Below are 19,021 nucleotides of genomic sequence, written 5' to 3' on the forward strand. Positions count from 1 at the left end.
TGTAGAAGTTTAAACTTTCAATAACACCAATTTTTATTTCTTTGAAGGACTACAGAATCTGTGAGAAATGAGTTTTTCTACAAGCTCCATATAGCGGTGGTCGGCTTTATTACGACACTACAAAAAAGTGGTGTCAGACACCCGAAAATCCTACCACCACCATATACCTTGTGTTATTCCGCAATGATGTACAAGGGCGTGGGATAAATGCTTTATATTACTGTTTCGTCCACACCGAACTACTACTTACTGGTGCAGTTGTTGTGTATGTTCCAGGCGTTCCGTTGGCTGTGTCCGTTGCGTAAAACTTGCCTTGCAAGTCGCCGAGGTCGTTGAATCGTCCAAACTTGCTTGAAGCAATCGTACCTTTAAATGTTACACTAATTAGGGCAGTACAATCAGAAAAAGCATCACCTTCAATACTGGTAACACTATCTGGTATGATTATGCTAGTTAGGCTTGTGCAATTAATAAAAGCCCGATACCCAATAGTAGTAACGCTATTGGGTATTGTTATGTTATTCAAACTGCTACAACCTCCAAAAGCATAATGCTCAAAACTGGTAACGCTGTTCCCTATGGTTACGTTAGTAAGACTGGTACAATGGTAAAAAGTCTCTTCAGTTATATTGGTAACGCTGTTTCCTATCATTACACTTTCAAGGTTGCTGCAATAAGAAAAGGAACCTCTGGAACCAAAACTGATAACGCTGTCTGGTATAGTTAATGATGTAATGCCAGTGCAACGGGAAAAAGAAGACTTCCCAATGCTTTTAACACTTTCTGGTATAGTTACGCTTTTAAGGTTGCTGCAATAATAAAGAGCGTAATCTCCAATTGTGGTAACACTGCTTGGTATAGAAAAAGAAACGTCCGTTTTTCCTGCCGGATATGTATGTAAAACGGTTTTATCCTTATTGTACAATATGCCGTCTTGGGAAAGGTACGCGGTGTTACCAGTGGCAACATCTATTGTACTTAAACTTGTACAACTGCTAAAAGCAGGAATCGCAATACTAGTAACGCTGTTTGGGATAGTTACGCTGGTAAGGCTGCTACATAAACTAAAAGCTTCAAATCCTATGCTAATAACACTATTGGGAATAATTACGCTTGCAAGATTTTCGCAAAATATAAATGCACCTTCCCCAATTTGGATAACGCTGTTCGGTATTGTTATTCCAGTAAGTGTGGTGCATTTATTAAATGTAGAAAAATCAAAAAAAGCATAATCAGGAATAGTCGTTATTGTACTGCCGGAAAGGTCAAGGTAGATGTATTTGTCTGGATCGGCATAAAGTGTTGTTAGTAGTCTAGCAAAATCTTCCTCATCATCAATATTTAACTTTATGTTGTATGGTGTTTCTGCGGTATTGGCTGGCTTGCTGTTTAGCCATGTTTCCAAGCCGTCAATATTGATAAATGGTATTCTTGCTATGGTGCGTGTACCGTTGGTTTGTCCGCAAGTGATACAGGTTTCTGTTTCTACTCCGTCCGCTTCTGTTGTTGCGGGAGTTGTTACCCTCCATTCCCATTCGTGTACGTGCGGCGGCGGATCGTCTCCTTTGTCTCCGCAAGCGAAAAATGTAAGTGCGATTATTGCTATTGCAATAAGTCCTAAAAGTTTGTTTGTCGTTTTCATTTTTGTTTCTCCTCTTTTATTAACCTACCCCACATATAGCGGTGGTCGGCTTTATTACGACACTACAAAAAAGTGGTGTCAGACACCCTGCGTGTCCAATCGGTCGGCGTTTCTTCACTAATTATTTTATCATATTCTTCTACTCTGATAGACAAATATTCCATGTCAATTTTAAAATTATTGTTGTATAAATTATCATAGGTATCAAACCAAAAATCAAAACCAATTTTATTTAAATTATTTTTAAAATTCATCCATAATCCGTCATAAATGGAAAAATCATTATCGAATTCATCGGTTATATTTTTGGATAATTTATATATGTCTGATAAAATTAAATCATGTAATTTATCTTTTAGATAAGAATGATGAGAAGGCAATACTGTTGAAAATGCGCTGTTTACATTTTGAGCAAGAAATAAAATTCTTTCATCATTGCTATCATTTGGAGTATATTTATTATCAAAGATATATACAATTTCAGCGGCTAAATCAATTGCTTTAAGGGCGTATCCTGCGGCTAAGGCTTGAAAGGCAATAGGGTCATTTGTATTATTTTCAGCATAAAATTTTGTATAGTCAGCGGTATCACTGGCAAGGTATGGAAGTCCTGCTAAAAATATATTTACTTTCTTGAATGGTATATCAAATATGATACCGGCGGATAAATCGATTGTCATAAATGTTGTTAATAAATTATTAAATACAGAGTATTCATTTAGCGAAGAATACCGCCCCAAATAATCCGGCTTCCAATAATTAAAGTTATTTACGCTTATTAAAGGTAATGCCCTTAACGAACAAAGCCATGCAAAGTGCGCTTTCTGTTTTTTAGTTAGACTGGCTATTTCCCTTTTTATGCTGTTTTCAAAATAGCCGTCATTTATTACAGGTAAAATTTTTTTCTCCTTATATCTTCAAATGAGAAATTAACCGCCAATAAAACCGCTTCTACTGGCGGGTATCTTTCAGTAGTTAATACGGTTTTCCGCCGTAACCTGAACAAATCTGCGAGGCACGTCCAATGTTGTCGCAATCGCTCAGAATATGCAGTAACCAATAATCGTTTGTTGTTCCGCGATCCCAACTGTAATCGCCTAACTCACTGCGAATCTTGTCTTTTGCCGCTTCAAAACCTTCCTTGTCAGTAAATGCGTATGTCGCTACTTTGTCTGCCATAATTTTCTCTTTCCTTTACGTTCTTTGTTTTATTTGTTTGCCAACGGCAAACTAAACGCCCAACGAGCGTTTTATGTAAATTCATGCCTTTTCCCCGCACTCGGCGTGTCCACTACTGGTAGTGTCGCCAATTTCTTGACGACACTATGAAATTCAGGTAACAGCTACCATTCGCGTTACAATTCGTTACTCGCTCATACGAGCAAGTTATTTTATACGCTACATCTAGCGTTGTTTACTCATCAAGCGACACTACCGAAAAGTTGTGTCAGTTACCACTGCATTACCTGTTCTTGAGCCTGTTAAACTAGGGGCGGGCAAGCCGGAAACCAAAGGTGCAGTCCCGGCCGCTCGGGCCGAGGGAGAACCGTCCCGCCGAACGCAGGTACTCGCCGCCGTTGCTCCAGCTCCCGCCGCGAAACACGCGGTAAGACCCCGAGGACGCGCCCGATGGATCATTAGTTGGACTACTCGAATAATAACTTGAGCTATACCAGTCCCAGCACCACTCCCACACGTTCCCATGCATATCGTACAGGCCCCACGCATTTGCCGCAAAACTTCCTACAGGCGTCGTCTTTTCTCTGTATATTCCTGCCGCATTGCCATTATACGGATAATTACCGTTATAATTCGCCTGATCTGTAGTTATGTTGTCTCCCGTATTAAACGGCGTTATCGTCCCCGCCCGACACGCATACTCCCATTCCGCTTCAGTCGGCAGGCGGTAACCGTTTTTGCTCCTGTCCATTACCGCACTATTCCATGTCGAGTTACTACTAGTGGGTATGGCTCCCCAGTTTGCAGGATCGGTACTGCCGCCAATGCTGTACACTGGATCTAATCCTTCCATCACGCTTAATTTGTTGCAGAATACTATTGCGTCATACCAGTTTACAGAGTAAATCGGATAGTTATCCCCTTTGCCGTAAGTGTTATCGCTTCTATCTTCCCCTGCCCCCATCACCGCCTGATACTGCTTCTGCGTCACTTGATATTTGCTCATGGAAAATCCGCTCAATGTTACCGAATGTTGCGTTTCCTCGCTATAGTGGTTCGGTTCATTTGCGGGACTGCCCATCGTAAAGGTTCCGGCGGGGATTGAGACCATTTCTATCCCTGTATCGCTAGTAATAGTAATAATAGTATAGTAATAAATGGTTACATCTTTTGGCGAACCGCTTATTGTATAGCCCGTTTTTGACACCGCTACGCTCAAAGTTCCACCTGTGATAAATCCGCTGATTGGCAATGTGTACGCCGGTCCTGAACCGCCGAGCGTTCCTTTGGTTATCCCCATTACTCCGCTAAGGGTGATGTCGTCAGCGGAAAGTCCGGTGATCGCCTCGCTAAAGGTCAGCGTCAACTGCGTTGTAGTTTGCGTATCCGAGCCGTTTGCAATTACGGTGTTGAGGGTAACGGCTATAGGATAAATTGAACCGCTTGTAGTGTAATTAACTGGTTTGATATAGTTATCCTTGTCTGTACCTTCAATAGAATATACAACGGTAATATTGATGTTGTTTCCCACATCAGCCGAATTGTAGTTTGCTTCGGCGGATACGGTTACGACATCGCTCACTACTTTATTGTTCAGCGTACCTAATGTTGTAATTGTTGCTGTCGTAGTACCGTCATATTGTTTTGTCGTGGTAACTGTCGGATTAGAAATTGTAAGCTGTAACGGATCAATGGTCAATTCGTATTCTGCTGTTGCCTGTGCATAAGTGGCGTCTTCCGCTTTTGTAGCGGTGATAGTCGTTTTTCCAACTTTCTTTATTGTAACTGTTCCGCTAGTTTCGTCTACAGTTGCTACCGCCGTATCGCTTGATGAATAAGTTATCGTTCTTGTACCTGTACCTGTGTTGCTAATCGCTTTGGTGAATGTCGCTGTGCCATAAGTTCTGGTTTCGTTATTTGTGTCCGCAAACGCTATGGTGTCGTGGGTTTTGTCTGAGTGGGTAAAAACCGCATTAATGGTTATAGTTTCGTCAGCTACGTCCTCTTGTGCTATAGTGTACGTTCTTGTGCCTGTTTCAGCGATGTCCACTTCTGCGATTGGCGCAGTTGTGCCTGAAAACACAAGACGGTTGTTATGCTTTCTATTTGCAAGCGTATAGTTGATGGTTATCTCGTCTCCAATTTGACCAGACGTTGGCGAGGCGGTTATGCTGTCGCCTGTTTCATCGCCTGTCTTGTTGATGGTGATGTTGACGGCGGTGGGTCTGCTGCTTCCGCTGATTGTATAAACCGCAGTCAGTACGGCGCTGTTGTTCATGCCTTCTTTAACGGCGATGGCTTTCAGCGTGGTTGTCGCGCTGATGGTAATCGCTCCGTTGTACAGCGTACTGCCCGTTGTCGGCGTACTGTCATTTGTGGTGTAATAAATGCTTGCTCCTGCGGTTGCCGTGTTTAAGGTAACGCTTTGAGCGGCGGCGTAAGTTCCTGCCGGCGGGCTTGCTGTCGGCGTTGCGACTGTTTGAGGTATTGGGTCAGTGCTTCCATTACTGCAAGCCGCCATTGAAAACCCGATTACCGCTAAAATCAGCATTAACAAGCTAATACTGATTTTTAGCACGTTTGTTTTGTTCATGTTTTTCATAAAAAACTCCTTATTGTTTGTTGTGTGATATATGAAAAAGCCCTTTTGAAGGCAATTTTAAGCTTGGAGTTTGGGCTGTTTGTATGTTCTTATTAGCCATGCGATTATTTTATAGTAATCTTTTAAGGTTTGCAAGGGGAATTTAGGGGGGAATTATGCCCTTTTTTGTAAGAAAATAGGGGATAATACAAGCCTTTTATATCCTAAATTTGATTTATATATGATAATTTATTTCATATATCTATTACGCCGAAGGCGTTGCGGTCGTAGACCGCTTTATAAATGATTTAATTTATTCCTTATTCCTATACTTTATTCCTTTTCTTCTTCTTTTTGACCCTCTTTTGGGATAAAACCCGTGCGCCAGGACGGCGCACTGAGACGAATAAACGTGGGGCAAAAAGAATTTTTTACAATTTTATGCTCTTTTTCCTTCATCTTTTCTTTAATTTATTTTAGTACCATTGCAAGGGGTATTTCGTGTAACGTTCCGGCGGTAACTGAAGGTTTTTTGCGCCCGATAAGGAAAAATGCGAAGCATTTTTACGGGCGCAAAAAACTTTGGCGGAACAAAAACGTGCAGAGGGCGTAAGCCCGAACACGCTTTTGTGTAGCCTAGCCCCGAAGGGGCGTACTTTTACCGTATGTTAAGCGCCGTACCAACAACACCCCGTTATCTTACTACGTCGGTACTATTTATACAAAATATTCTTAATATCATTTATTCTTTCCGCACCAACACCCTTGCAAAACATTTTTTACCATTTATATATGGATAGTATTCCTTATCTTTAATAAGTTTATATCCCTTTTCCAATAAGCCGTTTAATATGGGGCGGGTAGATACGGCAAAAGGCTTTTTATAGTCACTAGGGATAAAGCTATTATCCACTAATAACATTTTGGAATCGTCATGTTTTTTATATTTATCAGGTATATCTTTTAACGGCATTATTTTTAATTGTTTATATCTCGGTCTGTCTTTTATTGGAAAATTGGTAAACCAATAACCTGCCGCTCTGGTAAGTTCCCTTTTAGGCGTTTGAAACCAATCCACTTCATTATAACCTGCCCATACTTTATTATTATAGAAATAAGGAAGATATGCCGTGGTTAAAACATTTGCTATGTTAGAAATGATTAAAAACTTCTTACCGCTTTTAATAGTAATTTCCCAATAATCTACCGCTCTTGAAAACGGCGGGTTCGTGCATACTATATCCGCTTCTTCTTTAAGAATCTTCAATGACAAGGGATCATCGAAACTTCCCGTATAACCTTCGGGATATTTTTTGAATTCCTTAAAACCTGTTTTTGTAAATATATAACCCTTTGCGCCTTGATTAAATAAATCTACAGGACCGCTGTAATGGGTGCATATTAATTTTTTTAAGCCAAAATATTGGAAGTGATGTATAAAATACAATGTAAACGCGGACGTGCGCCTTTCATCATCGTCAACAGGGTCGTCGCAGTTGCAAAACACGGTCTTATTTTTCCAAATGCTTTTATTATACATTGACAGTTCTTTTTCAACATCTTCGTATCTGGTATAAAATTCGTCGTTATTTACTTTTTGCGCTTTTTGCAACACGTCTTTTTGTGATAACCCTCTTTCCGCAAGAGACGGGGTCGTTTTTTTCACTATTTTTGTTATCTGTTTTTTCTCTTCAGTTTTAATAAAAGTCTCTTTTACAAACAGCTTATGGGATTTAATGAATTTGACATATTCGTTAAATAAAGCGGGATTGTAAAAATATATTTCTTTGCTTTTTTCTTCCCGAAGTATAATGTATTTTTCTTTTACATCATTTTCCACCTTTGCCATATCCTTTACTTCACAAGTGAACAGATACCTGGAGACATTTACTTTTGATTTGCCTGTCGTACTGTTATATTCTTTCAAACGCCTTTTAAGGTCGTTAGTTTTCCCTATTTTACACCTTGATTCTTCCGTAGCGGCTTGAACTATGTAAATGTACTGCTTTTCCATAACAATAGGATACCTATTTACTGAAAAAATGTCAAGATAGGGGGAAATGCCAGCGCATATTGCGCTGGGGGCTTCCTCAAGAAGCCCCAAAACAATAAAACTAATAAAAAACCGCTATAATCCTGTCTATTGCGCCGTAAGGCACATAATTTTAATACATTCTTATATTTTTTTATATTTCCGTTGTCTTATCTCGCGTATCTATCTTGGGTATGGCGTATAACGTTCCGGCGGTAAAAGACGTTTGGGGCAGGTTATAGGGCGTTGCGTAGCAACGACCCCTGCCCCAAATGTGGCGGAACAAAAGCGTGCAGAGGGCGTAAGCCCGAACACGCTTTTGTGTAGCCTAGCCCCGAAGGGGCGTACTTTTACCGACCTGTTATGTGCCGGTTTGCGCTTTTGCCAATATATTTTTTATTTTATTATTTATACCATTCCATTCTTTTTTATATTATACCTTATGATGATTATTTGGGGAGTACCCCCGAAAGATCGGGGGGTGTCCCCAAAGGCAGAAAAGGGCTGTTTTTAGTAAATTTTGCGGATGTGTTCGTGAACAGACACTAATTACTTTCCGCCGTAACAGTTACAGTTCTACCGTAATCCACAGGGTTGCTACCTGAACCAAAAAAATTATGTGAATACCAGTTATAATTAACCAGACAATCTTCATCAAATGTCCATGACGCTGATTTGCCGTTCTCAATTTCCTTAGATCCGCCACCAGATCCCAAACCACCTCGAAAAACAGTAGCGTTGATGGTTTCTCCAGTACGATTTTCGATAATGAATGTACCACCCTTTTCCCCGCACGCCGCCATTGAAAACCCGATTACCGCCACAAGGGCGATAATTCCTAATACTTTGAGTGTATTTTTCATAAAAAACTCCTTCTTTAATTTACCCTGTTTAATAAGGGTAATATCCACAAAATTTCCTATATGCGCCAACGGCGCATTTTATGTCTTTCCGCAATGCGGAAACATAACCTAAATTATAACGCAGAAATCCAATTTGTATATATGCCAAAAGGCATATTTTACAAAAAAAGCCCTAAATTCATATATGCCGAATGGCATATGTATATATTTTTATACACATTTTTGCGCAAACTGGCACATAACGTTCCGGCGGTAAAAGACGTTTGGGGCAGGTTATAGGGCGTTGCGTAGCAACGACCCCTGCCCCAAATGTGGCGGAACAAAAGCGTGCAGAGGGCGTAAGCCCGAACACGCTTTTGTGTAGCCTAGCCCCGAAGGGGCGTACTTTTACCGTCCTGTTATACGGCGTTTGTCCGTACACTATATTAAAAAAAGAGTATTTTATTTACCAAAAAAACCTGACATGCCCTATTTTAACATAAGGCAAATTCTCTTAATATATCCAATCAACAATGCCAAATTCTTTACCACATGTATCGCAACTAAATACTTTTTCATATAGATCCACATAATTATTGTAACCATAATGAGGTATTGATTCCTTTTCTCTTATTGCCAGGGAATTGCAATATGGGCAATATTTAACAGTTGCTTCATAACCATGACAGCCTGTAAAAATAATGCCCGTAATAAAAACAAGAACCGCCAACAAAAAAACAGTATACTTTTTCATTTTAAGCCTCCTTATAATGGCCAAGGTTTATTTTGTTTCAACATTTCAACGCCAAAACGTTTTCCACAAGACTGACATTTATACATTTGAAATTCTGTGCCGTCTTTCAATACTCCTTTACCGTCTTCTTTTATGAGTGACGAGCCGCAATAGGGGCAGTAAGTTGTATCGTCAAACTGGCAAGAAACAAAAGACAATCCGGCAATAGTTAATAACAGAAACAGGGTTATTGCTTTTCTCATATATACCTCTCATATGTAATATATAATACAAAACAAATTTTGTCAATCAAATAGGGAAAATAAGGCTTTTTCCCCATATTATACAATAATTGATAACCACACTGTAGGCGCATTTTTTATTCATCCATTCCTTATCCATATATTCTAAAATCAAGTTTAGGACAAATGCCGTATAACGTTCTTAGGTAAAAGACGTTGCAAGCCCCCATTAAAGCAATGCGGAGCATTGCGGGGGCTTGCAATGTGGGTGAAGGCGGCGTGGGAATGGGCAACGCCCATGACCTAGCCGCCTGAACCCTAGCCGCCCGAACAGGGCGGCGTACTTTTACCGTTTGTTAAGTGCCGTTAGTCCGTACACCATTATTTTTTAATACATTCTCCATTTTATTCAGTGATAAAATGGAGTCAGTTACATTTATTATTATTCTTACGTTACCGCACTCTGGTATAAGTAATAACCGGCGTCCCAGAAGTCGGCGTATTTTTAGTAAGAGTATTGCCATCGGCGGATAAAGTAAGCGTGCCGTCAGCCCAATTAGCAAGAGCGTAAGTAGTTCCATTCACCAATATATTCTGACATGACCATGTACGGTTCCCCGTTGAAGCGATATTCCTTATAAACACATCGCCGATAGTGATATTCCCCTTATCCCTGGCTTTTAGCCAATCGCCCGTAACCTGCGTAAAGAAACCGTTGCTGCCCTCGATAGTAACAAGCATTCCACTGGCGACTCCGCCGGACACTTCCCTCCACGCGCCGTTAATCCCATCGGTAATCCTGCTATAAGTAATAACCGGCGTCCCAGAAGTCGGCGTATTTTTAGTAAGAGTATTGCCATCGGTGGATAAAGTAAGCGTGCCGTCAGCCCAATTAGCAAGAGCGTAAGTAGTTCCATTCACCAATATATTCTGACATGACCATGTACGGTTCCCCGTTGAAGCGATATTCCTTATAAACACATCGCCGATAGTGATATTCCCCTTATCCCTGGCTTTTAGCCAATCGCCCGTAACCTGCGTAAAGAAACCGTTGCTGCCCTCGATAGTAACAAGCATTCCACTGGCGACTCCGCCGGACACTTCCCTCCACGCGCCGTTAATTGATGTGTTGGAACTATTACTACCAGTACCGTCTCCATTGTCATTATTGCCAGTGCCATCATCACAAGCCACCATTGAGAACCCTATTACCGCAACAAGGGCGATAATCCCGACTATCCGTAGGATAGTTTTGAAATTGATTGTGTTTTTCATAACACGCTCCTTTATAATTTTTGCCGCCGTAAGGCGGTCGTGGGCGAAGCCCACATTAATTACAAAATTTGCCTACCGTGCCGAAGGCACATTCTTAAAACCATTAATGCAATTATTCCTCAATAAAGTTTAGGACTAATGGCACTTAACGTTCCGGCGGTAAAAGACGTTTTTTTGCGCCCGATGGAGAAAACCGCAAAGCGGTTTTTCGGGCGCAAAAAAATGTGGGGGGAGTGAGGCGTGGGAGCCTTTAGGCGACCTAGCCGAACGGAACCCCGAGCCGCCGTAAGGCGGCGACGCGTTTACCGGCCTGTTATATGCAGTACGCCCCTTCAATAATATGCTGGTGCTATTCCTCCACTATTTCCTTGAATTTCTGAATATCTTCTTTTAAATTCTTGAAGTGAATGAACAGAAGCAGCATATTGTGCATAATATGCTGGTGCTATTCCTCCACTATTTCCTTGAATTTCTGAATATCTTCTTTTAAATTCTTGAAGTGTGTGTTTTGAATAAGCATATTGAGCATAATATGCTTCTGGAATTACGCCAGGATTATTTTTAATTTCATAATACCGTTGAATAAATATTTGAAGACTATTTGTTGAAGCCGCATACATGGCATAATATCCAGGTGCAATTCCTCCATTATTATTTTCAATTTCTGTATATCTTCTCATAAATTCTTGCAATGAATAATTAGAAGCTGCATAATTTGCTATATAAGCTTCACCAATTACCCAATCATTTTTGACTTCAGAGTAACGACTTTTGAATTGATTGAGTGATTGTCCAGAACCAGCATAATCCAAAAATCCAGCAGCCATAACATCCTGTTGCACTATGAAAAAGAGGATAAAAGAAAAAAAACCCACAATTCCTTTGTTCATAAATTTCTCCTTAATATTTTTATTTTAACAAGCAATTAAAATATTATCAACACATTTTTAAAAATATTCAAAAAATCTCTGGGCGTATTGCATATAACTACTTGTATATGAAGCTTTATTTCATATAAATCCCAAATTTGGGATATATATGAAATTTATCATTTTTGGGGAATAGTGTCAATGTTATTATTAAAATGTAACTGACACCACTTTTTCATAGTGTACCTTCACTCCCGACCACCCCCATATATAGCGTATATTTTTTGCGTCATGGAATTCGTTTTTTTCCTTGCTATTTACAAACTATACAAGTGTATAGTATAATTATAACATGGATAAATTATCTGCTAGTGGGAAAGTTACAGGTTTTGCGTCTCCGGCACAGGGCTATGAAGATACGGCTATTGACCTCAATAATCTGCTTATTAAGAACCCTGCGGCTACCTACTTTTTCCGCTTGGACAGCGGCGACATGGAAACTCTAGGCTTGCTTAAAGGTGCGTTGCTTGTAGTAGACCGCTCCAAAACACCTGTACTCAATAACTTTGTCCTGATACGGCACGAAGGGCAATTTTTATGTCGTCTTATGACGGAACGCAACGGCTCTACTGTTTTTACAAATAGTTTAATCGACATAAAGCCCACTTATGATGACACCGAAATTATCGGTGTTGTTACAACTTCAATAAAGGAGCATTGATTTTATGATAATGCACATTGACGGCAATTCATTCTATGCCGCTTGCGAGCGTATATTTCGCCCCGATTTATACCACAGCCCAATAGCGGTATTAAGCAACAATGACGGAATTGTCATAGCCCTTAATGGCGAATGTAAAGCCCTGGGCTTTAAGAGAGGAGATGTATTTTTCCAGAACAAAAACAAAATGGAAAAACTAGGAGTAAAAATATTTTCCAGTAACTACACCCTCTATGCCGATATGTCCGCTCGCATGAATTTAATTTACAGCCGTTTTGCCCCCGATGTCGTGTTATTATTAAAATGTAACTGACACCACTTTTTCATAGTGTACCTTCACTCCCGACCACCCCCATATATAGCGTACCTTTTCATTAAAATCGGCTGCTGCCGAGCTTCGCTCGAGACAGCAGCCAAAAAAGCGAAAAAAGTAAAAAAATTTTCTCCGAAAGTAAAGCAAAACGCATAGTCCGCACCCATATATAGGTGTCGCTTGTGCGATTAAAAAATCTTTTTTGAGGAGTGAAAAATGAAACATCTAATTTTCTATGTAATGATTTTTTCATTACTGCTTGCCCTGTGTGGTTGCTCACATGACGCAAGCCAAGACGAAATTCAAACCGAGACCGAGACAGGTCTACCGCCTACTGTGGAAACCGACACCGAAACGGAACAGGGAGCGGAACAGGGACAGCCTGAAACAAACGAACCTGAAACTATCGAAGGGGGAGAAATTGAGCCAGTGCCGAATGATACAGAGCAACCTATACCCGAACCGCCTATTATTGAACCGCCAATAATCGAGCCGCCGATTATTGAGACACCGCCAACAGAGCCACCAGTAATACTGCCTGTGGTCGAACCGCCTACAGTAGAGCCACCGCCGATTGTAGAACCACCGACAGAACCACCAGTAATACCGCCGCCGATTGTTGAGCCGCCTGTGGTTATACCACCAGTAGAGCCACCGCCAGTGATACCGCCAGTTGAACAACCTACAGAGCCGCCAGTTATACCGCCTGTTATCGAGCCGCCGATTATTGAGATTAACGAGTTACGTCCCGAATTTTTGGACACATTAAAAAAAGTGGAGTACATCGAGTTTCGGGTAAAACGGTCGGGCAATTTGCAGGGTATCAGCGTCCACATAATGCACAACGCCGCCAATCCCTTTGTTTACAATTTCCCCAACATTGATGTTGCGTTAGGTGAATATATAACCCTACATTTGCGGACGCTTTCAACAAATTGTGTAAATGAATTAGGTGATAATCTTTCGTTATCGGGCGGTTACGAGTCATGCCCCACCGCTAGGGATTTATGGGTAGAAGGTTCAAACAAATATCTTTACAAGACCGACATAGTTTATTTGACGGACGCAAGCGGTAAAATTTTTGACGCAGTAATAATGAACGAAGCCCCCGCCGCAAAGTGGGCAAAAGATGTAACGCACTTTGAGCAAATCTCTGAACACCTATGGAATGTTGAAGCGTGGGAGTCAGCAGACGACGAAAAGCCAACGCCCTATGACGCAGTAGACACATCTAATATAACAAGCACATACAAAAGCGTCAGCAGATATGAATATCGAGCAAATCATTTTAACACAACAGATTGGTATGTAACCGGCACAGGCTACACAACGCCAGGACTACCAAACAAATAGGAGGATAAGATTTAACGCCGTTGATAAAAAGGCGGCGTTAATTCCTAAAAATTATGAAAAAGAAAAATATTAACGCAACTTTGGAAGCGGTAGCAAAATTCTTTCCGCACGACCAACTTATGCAATTACGCAAGCACAAAAATATTTTTAGAGACGAGATAAACCGATTAGCCGCCCTTATCCCTACTATCCCAAAAATCAGTAATAGCAAATTTTCACAAGAGCCAAAAATATATCTCCATTATTTTTCTCCTTTTGGCAATTATTACATTTATGAATTTGACGGAGACGATACGATGTTTGGCAAAGCCCAATTATACGCCTTCCCTGATGAGCCGCAGTACAGGAAATTCAGCCTAATGAATTTGAAAAGTAATACATTTATTGAACTGGAGATGTGATATTGATATTAATACAATTTTATTTTACAATTAATCATAGCCTGATTTATTGGAGTAAAATTAAATGTCTAAACATTCCGAAGTCAAAAAAAGAATAGAAGCCGTAATTAAGAAAGCCGAAAACGGAAATATCCGCTCAATGCGCTTGCTTGCTTTTATGTATTCAAGAGGTAAGTTTTTTCCAAAAGACTACATAGCCGCCGAAGCGTGGTATCGTAAAGCCATAGAATTAGGCAGTGAAGCCTCAAAAAAAGAACTTGCGTGGCTTTTAACCTATGGTAATGGCGAAGCCCAAGACTTAGATGAAGCTTTTGAAATATACCAAGAGCTAATGATGGATTTCGACACTGACGCCATTGTAGGGATAGGCATAGCTTATAAATTCGGTCTGGGCGTAACCAAAGACGAGGAAAAAGCCTCTTACTATCTCAATTTGGCTTTCGACATGGAACTTGGTTTAATGTCCGATATTGAAGATGTTATTATTAAAATGTAACTGACACCACTTTTTCATAGTGTACCTTCACTCCCGACCACCCCCATATATAGCGTATATTTTTTGCGTCATGGAATTCGTTTTTTTCCTTGCTATTTACAAACTATACAAGTGTATAGTATAATTATAACATGGATAAATTATCTGCTAGTGGGAAAGTTACAGGTTTTGCGTCTCCGGCACAGGGCTATGAAGATACGGCTATTGACCTCAATAATCTGCTTATTAAGAACCCTGCGGCAACCTACTTTTTCCGCTTGGACAGCGGCGACATGGAAACTCTAGGCTTGCTTAAAGGTGCGTTGCTTGTAGTAGACCGCTCCAAAACACCTGTACTCAATAACTTTGTCCTGATACGGCACGAAGGGCAATTTTTATGTCGTCTTATGACGGAACGCAACGGCTCTACTGTTTTTACAAACAATTTAACCGACATAAAACCCACTTATGATGACACCGAAATTATCGGAGTTGTTACAACTTCAATAAAGGAGCATTGATTTTATGTTAATGCACATTGACGGCAATTCATTCTATGCCGCTTGCGAGCGTATATTTCGCCCCGATTTATACCACAGCCCAATAGCGGTATTATCAAACAATGACGGAATTGTCATAGCCCTTAATGGCGAATGTAAAGCCCTGGGCTTTAAGAGAGGAGATGTATTTTTCCAGAACAAAAACAAAATGGAAAAACTAGGAGTAAAAATATTTTCCAGTAACTACACCCTCTAAGGTTACCCACAAGTAACCGACACCACTTTTTCATAGTGTACCCTGACAGCCGACTACCGCTATATGGAGCTTGTAGAAAAACTCATTTCTCACAGATTCTGTAGTCCTTCAAAGAAATAAAAATTGGTGTTATTGAAAGTTTAAACTTCTACACAATTATTTTTAAATATCCGTTACCACTTCCGGTAAGGTTTATCCGTTTCTTACGCGTATCCATTCATTAAGTTGTACCCTTTCAGGCATTTGCCAAGATTATGAACCATGCAATAGAGCTGCCATTGGCCGTTTACTTTCCCAGTTCCCCGCAATGAAAAACGATTCAGTCTTTTACAGTAGGCGATATTAGAAAACACAGGTTCGATTATTTGTATCCGGTACGCGTACAGATCCTGATATTCCTGGGTGTTCAGTTTTTTCCGCAACGCCCGGATTAAGCTCCCGCTGCCGTTGCGCTCGGATATAAACAACCCACGCCCGCCGATTAATTTGCTTGGATCTTTTTTGCTCTTCAGGCATTTCGAAGCAAGCGGGCAAACGCGGCAGTCTTTCACGTTCGCTTTATACACTCTCCCTTCATGCCCGCCTACCGTATCAGTTTTTTTAAAAGCAAGCTTCTTTCCGTTCGGGCATTTATAATAATCGCCTTTTTTGTTGTATTTAAATTCATCCGCGTTATATTTCCTGTTCTCATTTGTTTCAAGCCTTTTTTTGTATTCCAAGTCGGCTATTACCGCTTCCACCCCGCGCTCCTTGCAGGCTTTCAAATTTTCTTCGCTGAAATAATTCTTGTCAGCCAGCATTATCATTTTTGCTCTCTTCTTTTTTTTTACCCCCGCTTCTTTCAAATTAGCCAGCGCGCCGTCCAGCATCCGCGGAAAATGCGGGCCTTCGTGCGCGTCGCCTACCGCCCGCGCGCTTATTATTATTTGTTCTTTTTTGTCCGATACCGCCAAACCTATGTATCCCTGTATGTATTCTTTGGAACTGTAAATAAGCGCGCTTTCATTGTCGGTCACGTTCGACCTCGTCTCTTTCCCTCTTTTCCCTTCTTTCTTTTCCATGTTTTCCAAAAACTCGCTTATCTTTTCTATCCGCCTGTTCAGTTTTTTCTGCCGTTCTTGATAATGCCGTTCAGTTTCTTCGTCCCCTTTTCCTTGTTCGTCCTGCCGACGGTGTTTCGCCACATGCTTTTCCGCCATACGGCGATACACTTTCAGTTTCTTTTCCAGTTCTTCCGCCCTTCCGGTCATTTCCAGCGACGCGTTCGACGGCAGCCGCAGTCCGTCAACCGCGAATTCCTGTCCGCCTATAAGCCCTAATTCCGCGCAGTAAGCTAATACCTTTACAAATGTTTCCTCAAACAGCACGCCGTTGCCTGATATGAAATCCGCTATCGTCGTCCAATGGGGTTCCATGTCTTCCGCGAGGGCTTTGGCCGTTATATTATTCCTGCTTAATTCATCCAGCCCGCGCGAGCTTTTTACGCCTTTTAAGTATCCGTATATGATGAGCTTTATCAGCACTCCAGGCGGTATGGCCTTCGCTCCCGTTTGGTCATTCTTGTAGTTTTTGTCAAACATGCTTATGTCTATTCTTTTTCCTATTAGATCATTCAGCATGTACTCAAATGTCCCGGGCAGAAGTTGTTCTTTAAGATTTACAGACAAAAATAATCCCTGCCCGTTTCCCGCTTCGCTATGTTTATATCTTGCCATAATAAATTTATTATATCGCGGTTTTTCTTCTTATGTCAATTTTTTATTTTGTTATGCGATATTTATTGTTTTTCTACAAGCTCTATGGAGTGTATACTTTCTTGAAAAGGTAATATGCACTATGAGCAGATAGCAAAGAGCAGGGAAAAAAGAATAGAGAGAAAGAAAGAGTTTACCAGATTTTTGGTTTCCCTTCCGGCTTAATAACTTTTACATCATCGCCTGACGGCTCTATAAGAAAAAAACCTTGATTTAATGCGTAATCTCTTGGCTTGGGTTTTATTACCATTGCGGCTATTGCCCCCAAAAATTCCCTTTTGTCGTTGTGGTCATCGGCATACTTGCGTACTTTTTCCATGCGTTTTATATGGGCGTTTATGTCCTCAATTTCGAGGGTGGTTTTTACTTCTACTACCATTGCCTGTGTGCCGTTTTCCAGTAGTCCGTCTAGTTCGGCGTAGATGTTGCCCTGTGCCGCCCATTGTACTGTTGTAATTTTATCAAACGTAAAGCCCAGAGATTTGAATTTTTGGGGAAGCGCAGGAGTCATTATGCGTTCTACCATTGAGCCTAATGTATTGTTAAGACCACCGATGTTCTTTTGGGTTTCTTTAATTGCCGCCCATGTTTCGTCATGGGATTTTTTTGAGGATTTTTGGGTTTCTCGTATTGCCGCCCATGCTTCGTCTTGGGATTTTTTTAAAGATTTTTCGGTTTCACGATGGACTTTCCATGCTTCGTCTTGGGATTTTTGAAGTTGTTTGAAACCTTCTTCAATAGTACCCCATGAAGACTTTTTGGGTGCTTTTTTTATGTTTTTTTTAAGTGGCTTTTTTACTGCTGTTTTTGTCGGCATTTGCGTCTCCCTGTCTTAAATATATACGCAAGTTTGATTGTTGGCAAGGGGTAAAATAGATGATAAACTTGTCAAGTTCAGCCTTGTAACTGCGTCTTACACAATTGTGCAATACTGCAAGAGGCGGCTGTTACGGAAAAAGCACACTTACTATACCGCCTTCTTAAACTGTAAAATCCGCACGAATGATTCTGCCGCCGCGTTGCCGACTTCCTTAATATTTTTATGCTCAATGTGATCGGCGTATTTTTTGAATACCGCTTAGCTTATATGCCCGGAAACTTTAGCGACTTTTTCGCCGTTCATTTTTTCCGTTAGTTTTGAACAGAAAAAATGCCGCCATGAATGAAAACAAATATTCCGGCTTTAATACGATAATTTCTCCCTGCCTTGCCCCCGTCGTACAGGCTATGAGAGAGGCGACAAAACTCCTCTTGTCTTTCCATTCCACGGAAAAAACCGCCGCCGCTTCCGCTTCCGTCAGGACTCCCCTTTCTTTATTGGTAATTGAAAATTTGGTCAGCCCTTGGCACGGGTTAGAAGCGATATACTTTTGATTATAAGCGTATTTTAATGGGGTACAGGCGCACAGAAGAATTTGATTGATTGACGATGTCGCCAGACCGCGAGCCGCCAACTGATTTGACAATTCCCGAAGATCGTCGGTAGTCACGCAGTTTAATTTTTTATCTTGAAAAAACGGTTTTAATACTGATTTGACGCGGATAAGACATTCATAAGCGTACCGCTTTGAGAATCTATATCCATGACTAAGCCTGTCTTTTATGTATTCCGATTTGTCATAATCCCAAAATGATTCAAGATAATCGGTAAAAGGAACAGCTCCGCGCCCTGTATTCTTGACGACGGCAATGTCAATTAGCCCCATGTTTTTTAGTGTTTCAACAATCTTTACTGCGTCATCGGCGTTGATTTCAGATTTTTGCGTTTGTGAAGGTAATATTCCCTACGCATAAAAAGCTCCTTGGTAGAAAAATTCTACAGATTTTTCTACACTTTTTAATTTGGAGCCTTA

At 40.8% G+C, this 19,021-nt stretch carries 20 protein-coding genes; 7 read left to right on the forward strand and 13 right to left on the reverse strand.

Features of this window, described 5'->3' with window-relative positions:
- Positions 1 to 217: 217 nt before the first annotated feature.
- The 10 genes from ACYVRA_RS03190 to ACYVRA_RS03235 all read right to left on the reverse strand — a co-directional run bounded on the left by ACYVRA_RS03190 (position 218) and on the right by ACYVRA_RS03235 (position 11,416).
- Positions 218 to 1,642 (reverse strand): leucine-rich repeat domain-containing protein, encoded by a 1,425-nt coding sequence (locus ACYVRA_RS03190; protein WP_461251303.1) that lies wholly within the window; start codon positions 1,640 to 1,642, stop codon positions 218 to 220.
- Positions 1,643 to 1,704: 62 nt separating this feature from the next.
- Positions 1,705 to 2,322 (reverse strand): hypothetical protein, encoded by a 618-nt coding sequence (locus ACYVRA_RS03195; RefSeq protein ID WP_461251304.1) that lies wholly within the window; start codon positions 2,320 to 2,322, stop codon positions 1,705 to 1,707.
- A 295-nt stretch (positions 2,323 to 2,617) separates the two neighbouring features.
- Positions 2,618 to 2,821, reverse strand: a complete 204-nt coding sequence (locus ACYVRA_RS03200) for a hypothetical protein (protein WP_461251305.1) — start codon at positions 2,819 to 2,821, stop codon at positions 2,618 to 2,620.
- A gap of 307 nt (positions 2,822 to 3,128) precedes the next feature.
- On the reverse strand, positions 3,129 to 5,423 hold the full coding sequence (locus ACYVRA_RS03205; RefSeq protein WP_461251306.1) for an SUMF1/EgtB/PvdO family nonheme iron enzyme: 2,295 nt from the start codon (positions 5,421 to 5,423) through the stop codon (positions 3,129 to 3,131).
- 721 nt (positions 5,424 to 6,144) lie between these two features.
- Positions 6,145 to 7,416: an adenine-specific methyltransferase EcoRI family protein gene (locus ACYVRA_RS03210; protein ID WP_461251307.1), complete on the reverse strand. Its 1,272-nt coding sequence runs from the start codon at positions 7,414 to 7,416 to the stop codon at positions 6,145 to 6,147.
- A 563-nt stretch (positions 7,417 to 7,979) separates the two neighbouring features.
- Positions 7,980 to 8,297 (reverse strand): hypothetical protein, encoded by a 318-nt coding sequence (locus tag ACYVRA_RS03215; RefSeq protein ID WP_461251308.1) that lies wholly within the window; start codon positions 8,295 to 8,297, stop codon positions 7,980 to 7,982.
- Positions 8,298 to 8,790: 493 nt separating this feature from the next.
- A complete protein-coding gene (locus ACYVRA_RS03220) occupies positions 8,791 to 9,030 on the reverse strand; it encodes a cytidine/deoxycytidylate deaminase family protein (protein ID WP_461251309.1) in 240 nt (79 codons plus the stop codon).
- An 11-nt stretch (positions 9,031 to 9,041) separates the two neighbouring features.
- On the reverse strand, positions 9,042 to 9,272 hold the full coding sequence (locus ACYVRA_RS03225) for a hypothetical protein (protein WP_461251310.1): 231 nt from the start codon (positions 9,270 to 9,272) through the stop codon (positions 9,042 to 9,044).
- 432 nt (positions 9,273 to 9,704) lie between these two features.
- Positions 9,705 to 10,526: a hypothetical protein gene (locus ACYVRA_RS03230; protein ID WP_461251311.1), complete on the reverse strand. Its 822-nt coding sequence runs from the start codon at positions 10,524 to 10,526 to the stop codon at positions 9,705 to 9,707.
- Positions 10,527 to 10,858: 332 nt separating this feature from the next.
- Positions 10,859 to 11,416: a hypothetical protein gene (locus ACYVRA_RS03235; protein WP_461251312.1), complete on the reverse strand. Its 558-nt coding sequence runs from the start codon at positions 11,414 to 11,416 to the stop codon at positions 10,859 to 10,861.
- Between the two features lie 331 nt (positions 11,417 to 11,747).
- Here ACYVRA_RS03235 and ACYVRA_RS03240 point away from each other — a divergent pair, with 331 nt between their 5' ends.
- From ACYVRA_RS03240 to ACYVRA_RS03270, 7 genes are all read left to right on the forward strand, one after another.
- The gene (locus tag ACYVRA_RS03240) at positions 11,748 to 12,116 is read left to right on the forward strand and encodes a S24 family peptidase (protein ID WP_461251313.1); all 369 of its coding nucleotides are present in this window, start codon (positions 11,748 to 11,750) and stop codon (positions 12,114 to 12,116) included.
- A gap of 4 nt (positions 12,117 to 12,120) precedes the next feature.
- The gene (locus tag ACYVRA_RS03245) at positions 12,121 to 12,429 is read left to right on the forward strand and encodes a Y-family DNA polymerase (protein WP_461251314.1); all 309 of its coding nucleotides are present in this window, start codon (positions 12,121 to 12,123) and stop codon (positions 12,427 to 12,429) included.
- Between the two features lie 216 nt (positions 12,430 to 12,645).
- Entirely contained in the window at positions 12,646 to 13,782 is a 1,137-nt protein-coding gene (locus ACYVRA_RS03250) for a hypothetical protein (protein ID WP_461251315.1), read from the forward strand.
- Positions 13,783 to 13,835: 53 nt separating this feature from the next.
- A complete protein-coding gene (locus ACYVRA_RS03255) occupies positions 13,836 to 14,183 on the forward strand; it encodes a hypothetical protein (protein WP_461251316.1) in 348 nt (115 codons plus the stop codon).
- A 64-nt stretch (positions 14,184 to 14,247) separates the two neighbouring features.
- Positions 14,248 to 14,679: a tetratricopeptide repeat protein gene (locus ACYVRA_RS03260; protein WP_461251317.1), complete on the forward strand. Its 432-nt coding sequence runs from the start codon at positions 14,248 to 14,250 to the stop codon at positions 14,677 to 14,679.
- Between the two features lie 131 nt (positions 14,680 to 14,810).
- Positions 14,811 to 15,179, forward strand: coding sequence for a S24 family peptidase (locus ACYVRA_RS03265; RefSeq protein ID WP_461251318.1), 369 nt, complete (start codon positions 14,811 to 14,813; stop codon positions 15,177 to 15,179).
- 4 nt (positions 15,180 to 15,183) lie between these two features.
- Positions 15,184 to 15,414, forward strand: a complete 231-nt coding sequence (locus ACYVRA_RS03270; RefSeq protein WP_461251319.1) for a Y-family DNA polymerase — start codon at positions 15,184 to 15,186, stop codon at positions 15,412 to 15,414.
- A gap of 203 nt (positions 15,415 to 15,617) precedes the next feature.
- Here the strand turns inward: ACYVRA_RS03270 and ACYVRA_RS03275 are convergent, their stop codons facing one another.
- The 3 genes from ACYVRA_RS03275 to ACYVRA_RS03285 all read right to left on the reverse strand — a co-directional run bounded on the left by ACYVRA_RS03275 (position 15,618) and on the right by ACYVRA_RS03285 (position 18,874).
- A complete protein-coding gene (locus ACYVRA_RS03275; protein WP_461251302.1) occupies positions 15,618 to 17,129 on the reverse strand; it encodes a transposase in 1,512 nt (503 codons plus the stop codon).
- 172 nt (positions 17,130 to 17,301) lie between these two features.
- Positions 17,302 to 17,985: a hypothetical protein gene (locus tag ACYVRA_RS03280; protein ID WP_461251320.1), complete on the reverse strand. Its 684-nt coding sequence runs from the start codon at positions 17,983 to 17,985 to the stop codon at positions 17,302 to 17,304.
- 283 nt (positions 17,986 to 18,268) lie between these two features.
- Positions 18,269 to 18,874 carry a hypothetical protein gene (locus ACYVRA_RS03285; protein ID WP_461251321.1) on the reverse strand — a complete coding sequence of 202 codons (606 nt, stop codon included), beginning with the start codon at positions 18,872 to 18,874 and terminating at the stop codon, positions 18,269 to 18,271.
- Positions 18,875 to 19,021: the final 147 nt, after the last annotated feature.

This window comes from Treponema sp. R8-4-B8 (genome assembly GCF_054786175.1).